The 17,342-nt window shown below is 65.1% G+C and carries 16 protein-coding genes; 10 read left to right on the forward strand and 6 right to left on the reverse strand.

The features are described from left to right. Positions 1 to 19 precede the first annotated feature (19 nt). The 3 genes from pyk to ACFPPB_RS12075 all read left to right on the forward strand — a co-directional run bounded on the left by pyk (position 20) and on the right by ACFPPB_RS12075 (position 3,188). The gene (pyk, locus tag ACFPPB_RS12065; protein WP_377327371.1) at positions 20 to 1,498 is read left to right on the forward strand and encodes a pyruvate kinase; all 1,479 of its coding nucleotides are present in this window, start codon (positions 20 to 22) and stop codon (positions 1,496 to 1,498) included. 99 nt (positions 1,499 to 1,597) lie between these two features. Beyond that, complete coding sequence (locus ACFPPB_RS12070) at positions 1,598 to 2,038, forward strand: energy transducer TonB (protein ID WP_377327373.1); 441 nt, start codon at positions 1,598 to 1,600, stop codon at positions 2,036 to 2,038. Positions 2,039 to 2,183: 145 nt separating this feature from the next. After that, positions 2,184 to 3,188, forward strand: coding sequence for a class I fructose-bisphosphate aldolase (locus ACFPPB_RS12075; RefSeq protein ID WP_377327374.1), 1,005 nt, complete (start codon positions 2,184 to 2,186; stop codon positions 3,186 to 3,188). 97 nt (positions 3,189 to 3,285) lie between these two features. Here ACFPPB_RS12075 and ACFPPB_RS12080 read toward each other — a convergent pair whose 3' ends face one another. Continuing rightward, entirely contained in the window at positions 3,286 to 3,885 is a 600-nt protein-coding gene (locus ACFPPB_RS12080) for an outer membrane protein (protein ID WP_377327376.1), read from the reverse strand. Positions 3,886 to 4,118: 233 nt separating this feature from the next. Continuing rightward, complete coding sequence (locus tag ACFPPB_RS12085) at positions 4,119 to 4,784, reverse strand: outer membrane beta-barrel protein (protein WP_377327378.1); 666 nt, start codon at positions 4,782 to 4,784, stop codon at positions 4,119 to 4,121. A 263-nt stretch (positions 4,785 to 5,047) separates the two neighbouring features. Between ACFPPB_RS12085 and tkt the strand changes: the two genes are divergently transcribed. Continuing rightward, a complete protein-coding gene (gene tkt / locus ACFPPB_RS12090) occupies positions 5,048 to 7,060 on the forward strand; it encodes a transketolase (protein WP_377327380.1) in 2,013 nt (670 codons plus the stop codon). A 152-nt stretch (positions 7,061 to 7,212) separates the two neighbouring features. On the opposite strand, the gene ACFPPB_RS12095 is transcribed toward tkt, so the two are convergent. Both ACFPPB_RS12095 and ACFPPB_RS12100 read right to left on the reverse strand, forming a co-directional pair. Next, positions 7,213 to 7,851 (reverse strand): HAD hydrolase-like protein, encoded by a 639-nt coding sequence (locus ACFPPB_RS12095; RefSeq protein WP_377327382.1) that lies wholly within the window; start codon positions 7,849 to 7,851, stop codon positions 7,213 to 7,215. After that, complete coding sequence (locus tag ACFPPB_RS12100) at positions 7,851 to 9,032, reverse strand: phosphoglycerate kinase (RefSeq protein WP_377327384.1); 1,182 nt, start codon at positions 9,030 to 9,032, stop codon at positions 7,851 to 7,853. Before ACFPPB_RS12100 ends, ACFPPB_RS12095 begins: the two co-directional genes overlap by 1 nt. Positions 9,033 to 9,245: 213 nt before the next feature. On the opposite strand from ACFPPB_RS12100, the gene maiA reads away from it, so the two are divergent. After that, entirely contained in the window at positions 9,246 to 9,914 is a 669-nt protein-coding gene (maiA, locus tag ACFPPB_RS12105; RefSeq protein WP_377327385.1) for a maleylacetoacetate isomerase, read from the forward strand. A 71-nt stretch (positions 9,915 to 9,985) separates the two neighbouring features. Here the strand turns inward: maiA and ACFPPB_RS12110 are convergent, their stop codons facing one another. Next, complete coding sequence (locus ACFPPB_RS12110) at positions 9,986 to 11,098, reverse strand: PilT/PilU family type 4a pilus ATPase (protein WP_377327387.1); 1,113 nt, start codon at positions 11,096 to 11,098, stop codon at positions 9,986 to 9,988. An 81-nt stretch (positions 11,099 to 11,179) separates the two neighbouring features. Between ACFPPB_RS12110 and ACFPPB_RS12115 the strand changes: the two genes are divergently transcribed. From ACFPPB_RS12115 to ACFPPB_RS12135, 5 genes are all read left to right on the forward strand, one after another. Next, the gene (locus tag ACFPPB_RS12115) at positions 11,180 to 11,761 is read left to right on the forward strand and encodes a DUF4398 domain-containing protein (RefSeq protein WP_377327389.1); all 582 of its coding nucleotides are present in this window, start codon (positions 11,180 to 11,182) and stop codon (positions 11,759 to 11,761) included. Continuing rightward, the gene (locus ACFPPB_RS12120; RefSeq protein WP_377327391.1) at positions 11,758 to 12,417 is read left to right on the forward strand and encodes a hypothetical protein; all 660 of its coding nucleotides are present in this window, start codon (positions 11,758 to 11,760) and stop codon (positions 12,415 to 12,417) included. Before ACFPPB_RS12115 ends, ACFPPB_RS12120 begins: the two co-directional genes overlap by 4 nt. Positions 12,418 to 12,786: 369 nt before the next feature. Then, complete coding sequence (locus ACFPPB_RS12125; protein ID WP_377327393.1) at positions 12,787 to 13,014, forward strand: YdcH family protein; 228 nt, start codon at positions 12,787 to 12,789, stop codon at positions 13,012 to 13,014. A gap of 436 nt (positions 13,015 to 13,450) precedes the next feature. Then, entirely contained in the window at positions 13,451 to 14,821 is a 1,371-nt protein-coding gene (locus tag ACFPPB_RS12130) for a pyridoxal-phosphate dependent enzyme (RefSeq protein WP_377327395.1), read from the forward strand. A gap of 128 nt (positions 14,822 to 14,949) precedes the next feature. Next, a complete protein-coding gene (locus ACFPPB_RS12135; protein WP_377327397.1) occupies positions 14,950 to 15,258 on the forward strand; it encodes a hypothetical protein in 309 nt (102 codons plus the stop codon). A 133-nt stretch (positions 15,259 to 15,391) separates the two neighbouring features. On the opposite strand, the gene ACFPPB_RS12140 is transcribed toward ACFPPB_RS12135, so the two are convergent. After that, a complete protein-coding gene (locus tag ACFPPB_RS12140) occupies positions 15,392 to 16,849 on the reverse strand; it encodes a YncE family protein (protein ID WP_377327399.1) in 1,458 nt (485 codons plus the stop codon). Between the last annotated feature and the right edge of the window lie 493 nt (positions 16,850 to 17,342).

Raw genomic sequence — 17,342 nt, forward strand, 5'->3', positions numbered from 1 at the left:
ATCTGCTAGCCTCGGCAGCATGACTACCGAAACCCCCGCCCCCATCCGCCGTACCAAGATCGTCGCCACCCTCGGCCCTGCCACCGATGCGCCCGGCATGCTCGAAAGATTGATCGCCGAAGGCGTCGACGTGGTTCGCCTGAACCTGTCGCATGGCCAGCCGGACGATCATCGTGCGCGTGCCAACGCCGTGCGTGCGGCATCGCTGGCCGCTGACCGCGAGGTCGGCATCCTGGCCGACCTGCAAGGTCCCAAGATCCGCATCGAGACATTCGCCAACGGACCGGTGGAGCTGGCCGACGGCGCGTTGTTCGTGCTGGATTGCCGCCCCGGCGCGCCGCCCGGCGATGCTTCCCGCGTCGGCGTCAGCTATTACGAATTGCCGCAGGACGTGCGTGCCGGAGACGTGTTGCTGCTGGACGACGGCCTGGTCGCGCTGACCGTGCTCGAGGTGGTCGGCACCGAAGTGCGCTGCCGGGTACTGGTCGGCGGCAAGTTGTCCAACCGCAAGGGCCTCAATCGGCAAGGCGGTGGACTGTCGGTGACGGCGCTCTCGGACAAGGACAAGGCCGACATCAAGCTGGCCGCCGAGATCGGTGCGGATTTCCTGGCCGTGTCGTTCGTGCGTTCGGCCGAGGACATGCATCAAGCCCGCCGCCTGCTGCACGAAGCCGGTGGCAACGCGTCGCTGGTGGCGAAGATCGAGCGCGCGGATGCGATCCCGGTGCTGGGCGAGATCATCGACGCCTCCGACGTGGTGATGGTGGCGCGCGGAGATCTGGGCGTGGAGATCGGCGATGCCGAGCTGCCCGGCCTGCAGAAGAAGATCATCCGCGAATCGGTGCAGCGCAACCGCGCGGTGATCACCGCCACGCAGATGCTGCAGTCGATGGTGCGCTCGCCGATCCCCACCCGCGCCGAGGTGCTGGACGTGGCGAACGCGGTGATCGACGGCACCGATGCAGTGATGCTGTCGGAGGAAACCGCCGCCGGCGCGCATCCGGACAAGGCGGTGGCGGCGATGCGCCGGATCTGTCTCGGCGCCGAGCGTCAGTTCGAGCCGAAGGAAGACCTGACCACCGGCGGACACATGCTGGACCGCACCGATCAGGCGATCGCGCTGGCGGCCATGCTGCTGGCCGGCGAGCTGGGCGTGCGCGCGATCGTCGCGCTGACCGAGTCCGGCGCCACGGCGCAATGGCTGTCGCGTTACCGCACGGCGGTGCCGATCTACGCGTTGTCGCCGCTGGCCGACGCGCGTCGGCGCATGCTGCTGCTGCGCGACGTGCAGCCGGTGGCGTTTTCGCACGAAGGCCTGAGTTCGGTGGCTACCACGCGCGCCGCGGTGCAGCAGCTGTTCGCGCAAGGCCGCCTCAGCGAAGGCGACCGCGTGGTGCTCACCCACGGCGACCATGTCGGCCAGGGCGGCGGTACCAATACCTTGAAGCTGCTCTCGGTCGGCGCCGACGGCATGGTGGAAAGCTTGCGCGATCTGTGATGCCGATGCGCGGTTGCTCACGGATCGTACGTTGACTGCCGCCGAACGAAAGGGCGGTTACACTTCGAACCCGCTTCCCTTCCGGCCCAGGAGATCGCCATGAAATCCATGTTTCGCCCGCTTCGCCGGGCCTTGCTGCCGGCATTGGCGCTGGTCTTCGTGGCGCCGGTGGCGGCGCAGTCGATCAAGGTCGACCAGAAGGATCTCTACCGCTACTGGATCCTGCTCAATACCAACGTGCAGATGGATGTGCCCAACAGCGGACTGAATCTCTTCAAGCCCGGTTGCGCGGCGGTGACGTATACGGTGGGCTCCGATGGGGTGCCGCTGGACGTGCGGGTGGTCAAGATCGTGCCCAAGAGCGACCTGGGCCCGATGGCGCGCAGCGCGGTATCCCACTTCCGTTACGGTCCGTCGTTGAGCAACCGCATCGGCGAGCCGGTCGCCACCTATTACGTGGTGCCGTTCAACGCACCGAAGGACCCGGCGCAGCGCCAGCAGTTGCTGGACGCGTGCAAGCTGCCCGGCTACGGGCCCTGACCGCACTGATATCGGTGGCCGCAGGCCGGCGCGTCCGGTCCAGCCGATCTGGCCTATAATTGCCGATTTGAACCATGCCGCTCCGGTTTCGAGGCGGCTTCAACCTTTGTGCCGGCGGACACCGCCTTCGCACCACGGAGTCGTCATGAGTATTGAAGATCTTGAAAGCATCGCCCTGGCGATGGTCGCGCCCGGCAAGGGCATCATCGCCATCGACGAGTCGACCAACACCATCAAGAAGCGCTTCGAGGCCGTCGGCATCGAGAACACCGAAGAGAACCGCCGCGCCTACCGCGAGCTGCTGCTGACCACGCCGGGCCTGAACGAGCACATCTCCGGCGCGATCCTGTACGACGAAACGATCCGCCAGTCGACCAGGGACGGCGTGCCGTTCACCCAGTTGATGAAGAAGCTCGGCATCATCCCGGGCATCAAGGTCGACAAGGGCCCGCAGCCGCTGGCCGGCTTCCCCGGCGATGTGGTCACCGAGGGCCTGGACGGCCTGCGCGACCGCCTGCGGGAATACGTCAAGCTCGGTGCGCAGTTCGCCAAGTGGCGCGCGGTGATCAACATTTCCGAGGACAATCCCAGCTCCACCGCGATCGAGGCGAACTGCCACGTGCTGGCCCGCTACGCCGCGCTGTGCCAGGAGGCGGGCATCGTGCCGATGGTCGAGCCGGAAGTGATCATGGACGGCGACCACAGCATCGAAGTCAGCTATGAAGTGCACGAGGCCGTGTTGCGCAGCCTGTTCAATGCGCTGTACGAGCAGAACGTGATGCTGGAAGGCACCATCCTGAAGGTCAGCATGGTCATTCCGGGCAAGGATTCGGACGAGCAGGTCGACGTCGAGGAAGTCGCCGAGGCCACCGTACGCGTGCTCAAGACCACCGTGCCGGCCTCGCTGCCGGGCATCGTGTTCCTGTCCGGTGGTCAGACCGACCTGCAGTCCACCGCGCATCTGAACGCGATGAACCAGATCGGCCCGCATCCGTGGCCGCTGTCGTTCTCCTACGGCCGCGCCATGCAGCAGGCGGCGCTGAAGCTGTGGGCGAAGGACATGAAGGCGAACTACGCCGACGCGCAGAAAACCGTGCACGCCCGTGCGCGTGACAACGGCCTGGCCGCACTGGGCCAGTGGAACGGTTGATCGGCTGGCTCAACTGCGGGTGTTGCGGCGGATCGGACAGAAAAAGGGCGCCTTGCGGCGCCCTTTTTCATGTGCGGCCTCGCGACCACAAGGTGGATCAGAAGCGGTATTCGGCGCTGGCCGAGACCATATCGGTGCTGAGGTCGACGTTGTGCTTCTTCGCGTCGAAGTAGTCGTAGTTCAGACCGACGCTGAGATTGCTGGTGATGTTGTAGCCCACACCGGCGCCCGCGTACCAGCTGTTGTCGCTCAGGCCCTTGCGGACCGGGTTGACGTCGTTGCTCAGGCCGTGGCCCGTCCAGCTGTAGAGGCCGGTGCGGCCGCTGATGTACCAGTTCGGCGTGAGATCGAGGTGGGCATTGGCGCCGGCGGTCCAGCCATGCAGCTGGGATTTTCCGGGGGCGATCACCGGCTGGCTGTTGAAGATGTTCTTCGCATGGATGTTGCCCAGGTCGTTGTAACCCACCTCGGCGCCCAGCGAGAAGTTCGGCGCCAGCGACCAGCGGTAGCCGCCGTTGAGCGCGTAGCCGGTGTCATGGCCGTCGTACGGGCCGTTGTTGATGGCGGTACGGCCGACGTTGCCGTTGATGAACCAGCCGCCGTTGTCGGTCGGCGCATTCTGCGCAAACACGGCGGGAACGGTCAGCAGGCCGGCGGTGGCGAGGGTGAGGGCAAGCAGGGTCTTTTTCATTTTCATTAGAGATGCTCCAGTTGTCGTGGCAGCCGGCCCAAAGGGGGAGTGGCCGCTGCTGCGGGTGCGCCACCCAAGCCGGGCGGCGACACTCGAACCCTTAGATTGGGCGGCGGCGGAAAGATTCAATACCGATTAGTTCAATATTAAGCCGAGGTTAATATCGCGCGCAGCGATGGCGCGGAAAGCGCGCCTCCGCGCCATCGCTGCGCATTCTCAGGTCTTCAGAAGCCAGATCTTCAAAAGCGGTATTCGGCCGTCACCGACGCGGTATCGGTGGACAGGTCGATGTGATTCTTCTTGGCGTGGAAGTAGTCGTAAGACAGACCCAGGCCGAAATGGTCGCTGAAGTCGTAGCCCACGCCGGCGCCGGCGTAATAGCTGACCTTGTCGAGGTCGTGGCGGTTGATGCTCTGGTTGTCGTAGCCGTGGCCCTTCCAGCCGTACACGCCGGTGCGGCCGCTGACGTACAGGCCCTGCCACACGTTGATCTTGCCGTTCACGCCGGCGGTCCAGCCACGCAGGGCGCTGCGCTGCGAGGTCAGGTTGACATCATTGCTGTTGAAGACATTCTTCACCTTGAAGTTGCCCAGGTCGTTGTAGCCGGCATCGACGCCAAGCCCAAGATCCTGGCCCACTTTCCAGCGGTAGCCGCCGTTGATCGCATAGGTGGTCGGGTGGTCGTTGAACGGGCCCTTGTTGATGTGCGCCTGGCCGACGCTGCCGTCGATGAACCAGTTGCCGCTGCCGACCGGCTGGTTCGGCTGATAGTTGCCGCCGGCGGGCTGGGTGCCGCTGGCCGTGGTATCCGGGGTCGGGGAAGCCGGTGCCGTGTCCTGCGCCAGGGCGGGCAGGGCTAGCAGGCTGGAGGAGGCGAGTGCAAAGGCAAGCAAAGTCTTTTTCATGGGGATTCTCCTTTTCTTATAGACAACGAACCGTGAGGCACTTGGGGACGTGCGCAGACGGCTGCGCGGTAGCCGCGCACCGGGCATTGAACGAATTCCTAGCTGAAGCTCGGCGGTATTCGGCCCGGGGAAATTAAGGGCGAGTTAATTCGTGGCGCACTACGCGCGCGGAATGGGGGCGTGCGACGAGGTGACCGGGGGCGACAGCGCCCGGTCGGATCGGCGACAATCCGCGCTTTGCCAAGCCTTCGGAGATGTACCTGATGACCACCCGCCGCGAACTTGCCAACGCCGTGCGCGCCCTTGCCATGGACGCCGTCGAGGCGGCCAAGTCCGGTCATCCGGGCATGCCGATGGGCATGGCCGACATCGCCGAAGTGCTGTGGAACGATTTCCTGCAGTTCAATCCGGGCAACCCGAAGTGGTTCAACCGCGACCGCTTCGTGCTCTCCAACGGCCACGGCTCGATGCTGCAGTACGCGCTGCTGCACCTGAGCGGGTTCGATCTGCCGATGGATCAGCTCAAGCATTTCCGGCAGCTGCATTCCAAGACCGCCGGCCACCCGGAAGCCAGCGAAACCCCCGGCGTGGAGACCACCACCGGCCCGCTGGGCCAGGGCCTGGCCAACGCCGTGGGCTTCGCGCTGGCGGAAAAGGTGCTGGCGGCGCATTTCAACCGCGACGGCCACGACATCGTCGATCACCACACCTACGTGTTCCTCGGCGACGGATGCCTGATGGAAGGCATCTCGCACGAAGTCGCCTCGCTGGCCGGCACCTGGCAGCTGGGCAAGCTGGTGGCGGTCTACGACGACAACGGCATCTCGATCGACGGCGAAGTGCACGGCTGGTTCACCGACGACACGCCGGCGCGCTTCGAGGCGTACGGCTGGAACGTGATACGCGCCGTGGACGGCCATGACGCCGAGGCCGTGAAGAAGGCGCTGGCCCAGGCGACGTCGCAGAACGACAAGCCCACGCTGATCTGCGCCAGGACCATCATCGGTTTCGGCGCGCCGCACAAGCAGGGCAAGGAAGAGAGCCACGGCGCGCCGCTGGGCAAGGACGAGATCGCCGCCGCCCGCGCGCAACTGGGCTGGAACCTAGCGCCGTTCGAGATTCCGGCCGAGATCTACGCTGGTTGGGATCACCGCAAGACGGGTGCCGGACACGAGCAGGCCTGGAACGACGCGTTCGCGAAATACGCCTCCGCGCATCCGGAGCTGGCTGCCGAATTCAAGCGCCGCCTGGCCGGCGAGCTGCCGACGGACTGGGCCGCGAAGTCGCAGGCGTACATCGCGAAACTGCAGGCGGAAGGTCCCGAGGTCGCCTCGCGCAAGGCTTCGCAGATGAGCCTGGATGCCTTCGGTCCGTTGTTGCCCGAACTGATCGGCGGCTCGGCCGACCTGGCCGGCTCCAACCTGACCAAGTGGAAGGGCAGCCTCGACGCCGCCAACGGAAACAGCGCGGACGGCAAAGGCAACTACGTCCACTACGGCGTGCGCGAGTTCGGCATGACCGCGATCGCCAATGGTCTCGCGCTGCACGGCGGCTTCATTCCGTACGACGCCACCTTCCTGGTGTTCTCCGACTACGCGCGCAACGCGGTGCGCATGAGCGCGCTGATCCCGGCGCACGCGATCCACGTCTACACCCACGATTCGATCGGCCTGGGCGAGGACGGCCCGACCCACCAGCCGATCGAGCACATGGCCAGCCTGCGCTACATCCCGAACAACCAGCTGTGGCGTCCGTGCGATGCGGTGGAGTCGGCCGCATCGTGGAAGGCGGCGATCGAGCGCAAGGGTGCGCCGTCGTGCCTGATCTTCTCGCGGCAGAACCTCAAGCATCAGCAGCGCAGCGGGCAGCAGGTCGCCGACATCATGCGCGGCGGCTATGTGCTGTCCGATCCGCTGGATACGAAGTTCCAGGCGATCCTGATCGCCACCGGCTCCGAAGTGGAGCTGGCGATGGAGGCTTCGCGCGCGTTGGCCCAGCAAGGCATCGCGGCACGCGTGGTGTCCATGCCGTGCACCGAGGTGTTCGATGCGCAGCCGCTGGAATACCGCGAAGGCGTGCTGCCGGGCTGGTGCCGCGCTCGCGTGGCGGTGGAAGCGGCGACGGCCGACTTCTGGTGCAAATACGTGGGCCTGGACGGCGAGGTGGTCGGCATGACCACGTTCGGTGCATCCGCGCCGGCACCGCAGCTGTTCGAGCACTTCGGTTTCACCGTGGCGCACGTCATGGACGCCGTAAAGCGCGTCATCCGCTCATGACTCGATGTGTGGGAGCGACCTCGGCCACAACGCTCTTGTAGGAGCCCGCCCGCGGGCGATGTCTTTCGCTCTTGTAGGAGCCCGCTCGCGGGCGATGTCTTTCGCACCGCCGCCAAGAGCATCGCGACCGAGGTCGCTCCTGCAACGCGGGCTCAGGCGAGCAGCAGCCGGCCCAGTTCGTCCGGTGTCGCCGCGATCGCGCTGGCACCTGCCTGCTCCAGCTCCTGGCGACTGCCGAAACCCCACAGCACACCGAACCCGCGCACGTGGTTGGCGACCGCGCCGTCGATGTCGAAATGGCGGTCGCCGACCATCACCGTATCCGCCGGGTCGGCGCCGAAGTCCGTCAGCGCCTCGGCGATCATCGAGGCCTTCTCGCTGTGCGGGCTGTCCGGGTGCGGGCCGTACAGGCGCAGGAACGCTTCGCCGAACGGCAGGTGGGCGATGATGGGCGCGGCGTGCCGGTGCGGTTTGCTGGTCACCACGGCAAGCCGGTGGCCGGCGCCGAGCAGTCGTTCGATCAGCACCTCGATACCGGGGTAGATCTCATGCTCGCGCCAGCCGTGCGTGTTGAAACGCTCGTGGTAGTACTCCACGGCCGCCTCGATCCGCCCGGCATCGTGGTCCAGCAGCGGCGCGAAGCTGTGCCGCAGCGGCGGGCCGATCCAGCGGCGGAGTTCCTCGGGTGCCGGCGCGGGAACATCCAGCCGCGCCAGCGCATGTTTCACGCATGCGGTAATGCCGTGTTCGGAATCGATCAAGGTGCCGTCGAGGTCGAACAGGCAGAGCATTAGTTCGCCGCCCGCGCCTTCAACGCGGTGACGGCGGGCAGTTCCCTGCCTTCGAGGAATTCGAGGAAGGCGCCACCGCCGGTGGAGATGTACGACACCTGGTCGGCGATGCCGTACTTCTCGACGGCGGCCAAGGTATCGCCGCCACCGGCGATCGAGAAGGCGTTCGACGCGGCGATCGCCCGGGCCAGCGTTTCGGTGCCCTTGCCGAACGCGTCGAACTCGAACACGCCGACCGGGCCGTTCCACACCACCGTGCCGGCCTTCGCGATCAGTTCGGCGTAGTGCCTGGCGGTCTCCGGCCCGATGTCGAGGATCATCTCGCCGTCGCCGACCTGGTCGACCGGTTTTACCGTGGCCGGCGCCTGCGCAGAGAACGATGGCGCCACCACCACGTCGACCGGCATCGGCACTTCGGCACCACGGCGTTTGGCGGCGGCCAGCACCTTTTTCGCCGCATCGATCAGGGCCGGCTCGTACAGCGAGTTGCCGACCGAATAACCCATCGCGGCGATGAAGGTGTTCGCGATGCCGCCGCCGACGATCAGCTGGTCGACCTTGCCGATCAGGTTGTCCAGCAAGGTCAGCTTGGTCGAGACCTTGGAGCCGGCGACGATCGCCAGCAGCGGATGCGCCGGATGCTCCAGCGCCTTGCCCAGCGCGTCCAGCTCGGCGCACAGCAGCGGGCCGGCCGCGGCGATCGGGGCGAACTTGATCACGCCGTGGGTGGACGCCTGTGCGCGGTGCGCGGTACCGAAGGCGTCCATCACGAAGATGTCGCACAGCGCGGCATAGCGCTTCGCCAGCGCCTCGTCGTCCTTGCCCTCGCCGACGTTCATGCGGCAATTTTCCAGCAGCACCACTTCACCGGCGGCGACGTCGACACCGTCGAGATAATCGGCCACCAGCCGCACCGGCGTGCCGAGATGCTCGCGCAGCCAGGCGGCGACCGGCACCAGCGAGGACTCGGTGTCGAACTGGCCTTCCTTCGGTCGCCCCAGGTGCGACAGCACCAGCACACGCGCACCCGCGTCGCGGGCGGCCTTGATCGTCGGCAGCGCGGCGTCGAGGCGCTGGGTCGAGGTGATCTGGCCGTGGTCGTCTATCGGCACGTTCAGGTCTTCGCGGATCAGCACGCGCTGATCGCGCAAGTCGAGGTCACTCATGCGGATGACTGACACGGCGCAACTCCAGTAGTGGATCAGGTTCTTGTGGATCGGGCTCGCCCCGGGCCGGCGGCAGCCGCCTATTGTCCGCAGCGTTGCCTGTCGATGCAAACGGCGGCCGGTCGTACGGGGTGTTCGAAGGCCGCATTGCAGCTGACCATGTGCCGAGGCCGCACTGTGGCTACACTGCGGTCACTCGCAGCGGTTACTCGTCCAGGGGGTTGGTTCATGGCTACCGGTCTGGTGCTTTACAGCTACTGGCGTTCCAGCGCCGCCTATCGCGTGCGCATCGCGCTGAATCTGAAGGGTCTGGGTTACGAGACGCGGCCGGTGCATCTGCTGCACGACGGCGGCGAGCAACATGCGGAGGGCTACCGCATGATCAATCCGCAGGAGATGGTTCCCTGCCTGCTCGATGGCGACCGGGTGATCACCCAGTCGCTGGCGATCATGGAATACCTCGACGAGACGCATCCCGATCCGGAGGCGACACTGCTGCCGGTCGATGCGCGCGGACGTTCGCAGGTGCGCGCGCTGGCGATGGCGGTGACCTGCGACATCCATCCGCTGGGCAATCTGCGCGTGCTGCAGCAGCTGGAAGCGCAGTTCGGCGCCAGCGAGGAGCAGCGCGCGGCGTGGTCGCGGCATTGGATCGCCAGCGGTTTCAAGGCGATAACGGCGATGCTGACCGACAATGCGGCAACCGGCCGTTACTGCCATGGCGAGACGCCGACCATGGCTGACGCCTGCCTGGTGCCGCAGGTCTACAACGCACTGCGCTGGAAGCTGCCGATGGACGATTACCCGGTGTTGCTGCGGATCTATCAGGCGTGCAACGAGCTGGAAGCGTTCCGGCTGGCAGCGCCGGAAGTGCAGCCGGATGCGCCGCGAAGCTAGAAACGAGTGAAGGGGAGTGGGAAACGAGAGTGGCTTGCGTCACTCTTTTCTCACTTCCGACCACTCGTTTCTCAGAAGCCCATGCCGTACGGGTCGTTGCCGATCAGTTCCGGGTCGCTGCTGCCGCCTTCGGCCAGCCGGATCTTCAGTGCCAGGCCGTCGCGCGAATCGGACTTGCTGAGCGCTTCCTCCAGTTCCACGCGGCCTTCCTTGTAGAGGCGATACAGCGACTGGTCGAACGTCTGCATGCCTTCCTGCAGGCTGCGGTCCATCGCTTCCTTGATCTCGTGGATCTGGCCGCGGCGGATCATGTCGCGGATCAGCGGCGTGTTGAGCAACACCTCCGCCGCCGGGATGCGCCGGCCGTCCTTGCCCACCACCAGGCGCTGGCTGATCACCGCGCGCAGGTTCAGCGCCAGGTTCATCAGCACGTTCTTGTGCGCCGACTCGGGGAAGAAGTTGAGGATGCGCTCCAGCGTCTGGTCGGAGTTGTTCGAGTGCAGCGTGGCCAGGCACAGGTGACCGGTCTCGGAGAAGGCGATCGCGGCCTCCATCGTGTCGGTGTCGCGGATCTCGCCGATCATGATCACGTCCGGCGCCTCGCGCATCGCGTTCTTCAGCGCCTCGTGGTAACTGTGCGTGTCCAGCCCCACCTCGCGCTGGTTGACGATCGACTTCTTGTGCCGGTGCAGGTACTCGATCGGGTCCTCGATCGTGAGGATGTGGCCGGGGGTGTGCGAGTTGCGCTGGTCGATCATCGCCGCCAGCGTGGTCGACTTGCCGGAGCCGGTGGCGCCGACCACCAGGATCAGCCCGCGCGGTTCCATGATCAGGTCGCGGAAGATGCCGGGCAGCTGCAGCTGGTCGATGCTGGGGATCTCGCTCTTGATCGCGCGGATCACCATGCCCACTTCGCCGCGCTGCTTGAACACGTTGATGCGGAAACGACCGGCTTCCTTCACCGCCAGCGCCATGTTCAGTTCCAGGTTGCGCTCGAACTGTGGCACCTGGCCCTCGTCCATCAGCGAGTAGGCGATTTTCTTGACCATGCCCCCGGGCAGGCCGGTGTTGCCCAACGGGTACAGCTTGCCCTCGACCTTGATGTTCACCGGGGCGCCGGTCGTCAGGAACATGTCCGACGCGCCCTTGTCTACCATAAGCTTCAGGAAGTAGCCGATATCCACGTAAGACCCCTGTTTCTATGCGCGTTGCAATGATGGATTATGCCTGTCCACAATACGCCGCGACACACCATGAGGAATGTGATGTACATCTTTCCCCCGCTGGCCGGATCCCTTGGCCGCATCCGTACCGCAACGGCTGTTCTGGCACTGACACTGGCGCTGACCGGCTGCGCCACCGTGCCCCCGCCCGATGATTCGATGAATATGGCGCAGACGCAATTGCAGGAAGCGCGCGACGCCGGCGCCGCGGACTATGCGCCGGTCGACCTGGGCTTCGCCCAGGACAAGTTCCAGCAGGCGCAGGCAGCCATGGCCCAGCGCAAATATGCCGACGCGGCCAATCTGGCCGAGGAATCGCGTGCCGATGCCGAACTGGCCCGGGCCAAGGCCCGGCTGGGCGCAGCACGGGCGCAGATTCAAGGCAAGGTGCAGGAAAATACCCGACTGCGCAGCCAGGGCGAGCAGGCGGCCGCGGCCGAACAGCAGCAAGAACAACAAGCGCCTCCGGCGGCGGCATCTTCCAGCGCGGCGCCCACCCAGGATATGCCGGCGCCGCCTTCGTCCGAGTTGTCCACGCCGCCATCCGGCGCCGGTTTCCAGACCCTGCCCGACAACGGCCAGCAACCCGCTTCCAGTTCCAGCACGCAGGGGATGCAGCCATGAAGCGGCTCGGCATCATTTTCGCCTCGATGACACTGGCCCTGGTCGCGGTGGGCTCCGCGCATGCCCGCCAGGACGATATCGACATCAGCCGGCTGACCAGCAGTCTCGATCAGCTCGCCAATGATCCCAGTCTTGGCGGCTACGCCCAGGCCGAGCAGGCGCGGGCGCGCGATGCGATCAACCGGCTGGCGCAGGCAGGTTCGCACGAACGGGCGCATGACCTGTATCTGGCCGAACGTCGGGTGGATCTGGCCAAGACCGCCGCGCAGCTGCAGGACGCGCAGATCAAGCTGACCCAGCTCGATCGCGAACACGACCAGATCCTGCTGGACAACAGCCGGCGGGATGCGGAAATGGCGCGCCGCGAGCTGGAGCGTCAGCGCCTGCAGTACCAGCTGGCACAGGAAGAAGCCGCCCGATTGCAGCAGCAGGGGCAGGAATACTCGCAGGCGGCCGATCAGGCCCGGGCGGAAGCCGAGCGGGCCAAGAAGCTGGCGGCAGCACAGAGCAGGGTCGCCAACGCCGCTCGCCGCGAAGCCGCGCTGGCAGCGCAGGCGGCCAAGGCGATGCGATCGCAGATGCAGGAGGGCGGCGCTGCCGAGGCGGCTCCTGCCCCGAAGAAAAAACAGGCCAAAAAACACACGGACCAACCCTGATCAGGCCATCCTGCTGCAGCGTCGGCAAGCCGGTTGAAGGCCGCCGGGCAGGGCTGCCGGGTGGCTTGTCGCTGCCTCGGTTATGCAAATGTAAAATGCTGTTTCGACAGGTTTTTTGTCGGCATGCTGTTGATTTCCCGTGAGGCCGGCATCAGGGTTGCGCCACCTGGATCGGGAGAGTAGGGTCAAAGTCCCACGAGGCACCCAGGCTTTGTGGGCCACTGACCTGAACCATGCGTCCATCCCACGTTCAATACTTCACCTGCGTACCGATATTTCGGCGTGGGTCGTGGATGTATGCATCGTTCAACCGTCTGCGGATGCGCACTGTCGCAGCATCCGCAAGTCCATTCTCGAGGAGGTCGGATCATGTTTGAAAACCAACAGCGCGATGATGTCGAGGCATTGATGAAGGCCGATGCCGAATTTCGCCGGCTCTATCAGCACCACAAACAGCTCGACAGCAAGGTGCACGACGCCGATATCGGCGTGCTACCCATCGACGATGTCACTCTCGCCAGCATGAAGAAGGAAAAACTTCTGGCCAAGGCACGACTCCAGCGAATGTGGGAAAGCCGCGCGCACCTCATCCACTGAGTTGCCATCTATCGGTAGGAGCCCGCTGGCGGGCGATGCTCTTCGTGGCAGTGGGCAAAAGGCATCGCCCACGAGTGGGCTCCTACAAAAAAACAGCCACGCGAAGCGCGGCCCCAGGCCCTTCCTGCTGCATCGGGACGGACGCCGGGGCCGCAGCGTTTCCTGAAGAAGAAAAACTGCCGCCCGGCTCAGGCGCACATGGGAGAGCCGCGCCCCCGTTCACCGATAGGGTAGGAGCCCGCTGGCGGGCGATGCTCTTGTTCTGATCTTTCCTACCCGACATCAAAACAAGAGCATCGCCCGCCAGCGGGCTCCTACAAGATGGCCATGTGCTCGCGGGGTTTCCGGCGACGGGCCGGGCGGCTCGGTTATCATGATGGTCTTGCCGATTGGCCACGCTGTCTGCGTGACCGGCGTTCCTCGTGACGGAGCCACCATGACGGTACACCAGAGTGTTCTCGAACTGATCGGACGTACCCCGATGGTGCGCGCGCAGCGCCTCGATACCGGCACGTGCGAACTGTTCCTCAAGCTCGAGAGCGCCAATCCCGGTGGTTCGATCAAGGACCGCATCGGTCTGTCGATGATCGAGGGGGCCGAGAAGGACGGCCGGATTCGGCCCGGCGATATCCTGGTCGAAGGCACTGCCGGCAATACCGGCCTGGGTCTGGCACTGGTCGCGCAGCAGAAAGGTTACCGCCTGATCCTGGTGGTGCCGGACAAGATGAGCCGCGAGAAAATCTTCAACCTCAAGGCGATGGGCGCCGAGGTCGTGCTGACCCGCTCGGACGTGGCCAAGGGGCACGCCGAGTATTACCAGGACATGGCCGAGCGCATCGCACGCGAAACGCCGGGCGCGTACTTCATCAACCAGTTCGGCAACCCGGACAATCCGGCGGCGCACATCCAGACCACCGGCCCGGAAATCCTCGAGCAGATGGACGGCAAGGTCGACGCGGTGGTGGTCGGCTGCGGTTCGTCCGGCACGCTCAGCGGCCTGTCCAAGTTTTTCGCCGTGCATTCGCCGCACACGGAACTCCTGCTGGCCGATCCGGTGGGTTCCATCCTGGCCCAGTACATCAACGAGGGCACGCTGTCGTCCAAGTCCGCCAGCTGGATGGTCGAGGGCATCGGCGAGGATTTCCTGCCCAGCATCAGCGACTTCACCCGGGTCAAGAAGGCCTATGCGATCTCCGACAAGGAGAGTTTCCTGACCGCGCGCGAGCTGCTGGGCAAGGAAGGCATCCTGGGCGGTTCGTCGACCGGCACGCTGGTGGCGGCGGCGTTGAAATACTGCCGCGAACAGAGCACGCCCAAACGAGTGGTGACCCTGGTCTGCGACACCGGCAACAAGTATCTGTCGAAGATGTACAACGACTACTGGATGCTCGACAACGGCTTCCTCGAACGCGAACAGCACGGCGACCTGCGCGACCTGCTGCTGCGTCCGTTCGCCCAGCGCGACACCGTGGTGATCGGTCCGAACGAACTGCTGATCACCGCCTACACCCGCATGAAGTTGTACGACGTGTCGCAGCTGCCGGTGATGGACGGCCACAAGCTGGTCGGCATCGTCGACGAGTCGGACGTGCTGATGCACGTGCACGTCGACGAAACGCGTTTCCGCGACCCGGTTTCCACCGCCATGATGACCAGCCTGCAGAAACTCCAGGTCAGCGAAACGATCGAGGCCTTGCTGCCGGTGTTCGAGCGCGGCCACGTCGCGATCGTGGTGGACGGCGAGCAGTTCCTCGGCCTGATCACCCGCATCGATCTGCTGAACTATCTGCGCCGCAAGGTGAACTGAGCGGCGGCTCCGGCGGCGGCGTTGCCGCCGTCCCGCGCCACGGAAGTTTGCGGTAATGCGGCCCGCCCAGAATGGCCGGGGTCACGCCGGCGCCACCCGGCGCCGTGTCCCTCGGAGGAAGCTTTGCCATGTGTGGAATCGTTGCTGCCGTTGCCCAGCGGGACGTCGCGCCGCTGCTGGTCGGCCTGGGCATCGGCGAGAACTTCCTGGGCTCCGATGCGCAGGCACTGATCCAGGTCACTCACAAGATGCTGTACCTGGACGAGGGCGATGTGGTCGAGATCACCCGCGACCGCGTGCAGGCGTTCGGCCTCGACGGCCAGCCGGTCGAGCGGGCGGTGCACGTCGCCGTGCTGCGCGGCACCGACGTGGATCAGCCGCGCAGTCTGGCGAAATCGGTGACGGTGAATAGTGCGGGAGCGGGGCGTGTTTGCTGATCCCAAACAATAAATGAGTTGCCGCCTGTCGTCTGGGTGAACACCGCCGGCACCCAATTCGTTGCAACGGGTGTTGCCATCCGACGGCGCGACGACATCGTTTTTGCTGACGGTTTGGGCGCATCATCGGCACCTACTTGCCCAGCTTGAACCAGAGCACCTCGCCGCCTTTGCGATTCGCGCCGGGCGAAACGGCCAGATACAGGCGATCCAGCTGCGGAACGACGATGCCCGACTTGGCGCCGATCGCGCTGGCGATCCACGGCCGTGCGGCGTAGAGATCGGGGGTCACCTGCTGGAACACACCGAGATGGCCGTCGCCGCCGGGTACGTAGATACGCTTGCGCGCGCTGTCCCAGAACAACCCATCCGAAGTCGCTGGCGCATCCAGCATCGCCACCGTGGCACCCGTGTCGGTATCGAGCACGAACAGTTTGCTGGGATTGCGGCTGCCGACGAACAGGCGGTGGTCGGCCTCGTCCAGCGCCATCGTCAGATTGGTCTTGGCGCCATCGATCGGCCAGCGAGCAATCACCTTCAGCGTCTTCTTGTCCACCACCGCCACGTAGCTGTGGTCGGCCACGTTCACGAACAGCCGGTTCCCGTGCTGCTCGGCCTTGACCGCCTGGGCCTGATTCGAATCGAAGCGCAGTGTGGCGTAGACGTGCCCGGTGAGCGGATCCACGTCATTGAGAAAGCAGTCCTTCATGTTCATGTCGTGGCCGCCGGTGACGATGTACAGATGACCCGTCGAGGCGTCGTACTCGACTGAATCTGCACCGGGTGCACCCAACTTGATGGGGCTCACTACCTTGTAGTTGGTGGTATCCAGAATCTTCGGCCCGCTCGTGCCGCCGTCGACGATGATCAGGCGGTTGTGCTTGGGCAGATAGACGAAGGCATGTGGGATCTGGATACCGATACCGTTGAGCGTGCGCTCATGCTGGCCGGTCATCAGGTTAAACAACTCCACCGACCCGTGATCCTCCGCCGCCAGAAACAACCGGTTGCCCTTGACGTCGACGCTGAAGTGGTCGAGGTCGCCGGAATAGCCCGGGTGCCAGTTGGTGCTGCGTCCGACCAGCGTGGCGGACGGGTTGGGATCCGCCGCGGCCACGGGTGGAGTCGTGCTGCCCTGGTAGGGCTGGACCAGCTCGGCGAGGTTTGGGATCTGCTGGCTCAGCTGGTCGCGCACATGCTCGGCACGCCTGGCCAGCGCTGCCTTGTCGTCGCCGACCTTGTAGGGATACATGACGCTCAGTGCACCCAGGCGGTTGTGGCTGGCATCGAGCAAGGGCAGTTCGATCGCGAAGTGGTCGCCGGCCTTGGTGACCTCGAGATTGGTCTTGCCATGGTTGACCACGTTCAAGTCGTCCGCGTCGGCCAGCTTGCCGATACGGCCGAAATTGGAGGCGAGGATGATGTTGTCTTTCCGCTGCGGCGGCGTCACGTGCATCGCCATGACGGTGATGTCGGGATCCGTGGCCAGAGTCTGATCCACCAGATGCTGAGCGTTGGTCTGGGCCGTTTCCTGCGCGAGTAGCGGAGAGGCTAGCAAGGCGGTCGCCAGAAGCATTGTGTATCGAACCATGGATCAAGTCCTTGACAGGTGGAACGGATGAAGTGGGAGGTGCGTGCGGCAAGCGAAAAACGCCGGGGCTCACGACAATGCATTCAAATCATCGATGGCCCCTTGGCGACCTGATCGAACTGTCGCGTGGGATGCACGGTAGGTCACCGAGCTGACGACAACCTGATAGACATTCTTAAAATGTTTTCAGGTTTGGACGGCTCGTGCACCGCGTCACTGGCTCTGCGCGATGCTCGCCTACACTCGCCGCGCAACGTCGACAGGCAGGTGCTCCGTCTGCTGGAAACTATGCCCAAGGTGAACTAAGCCGTGGCTGCGGCGGCGTTGCCCGCCGCCACGCGCCACGAAAGTTTGCCGTAATGCGGCCCGCCCAGAATGGCCGACGTCACGCGGGGGCCGCCCGGCGCCGTGTCTCTCAGAGGAAGCTTTGCCATGTGTGGAATCGTTGCTGCCGTTGCCCAGCGGGACGTCGCGCCGCTGCTGATCGTGGGCC

The organism is Rhodanobacter terrae (genome assembly GCF_042657005.1).
Lineage (GTDB): Bacteria > Pseudomonadota > Gammaproteobacteria > Xanthomonadales > Rhodanobacteraceae > Rhodanobacter > Rhodanobacter terrae.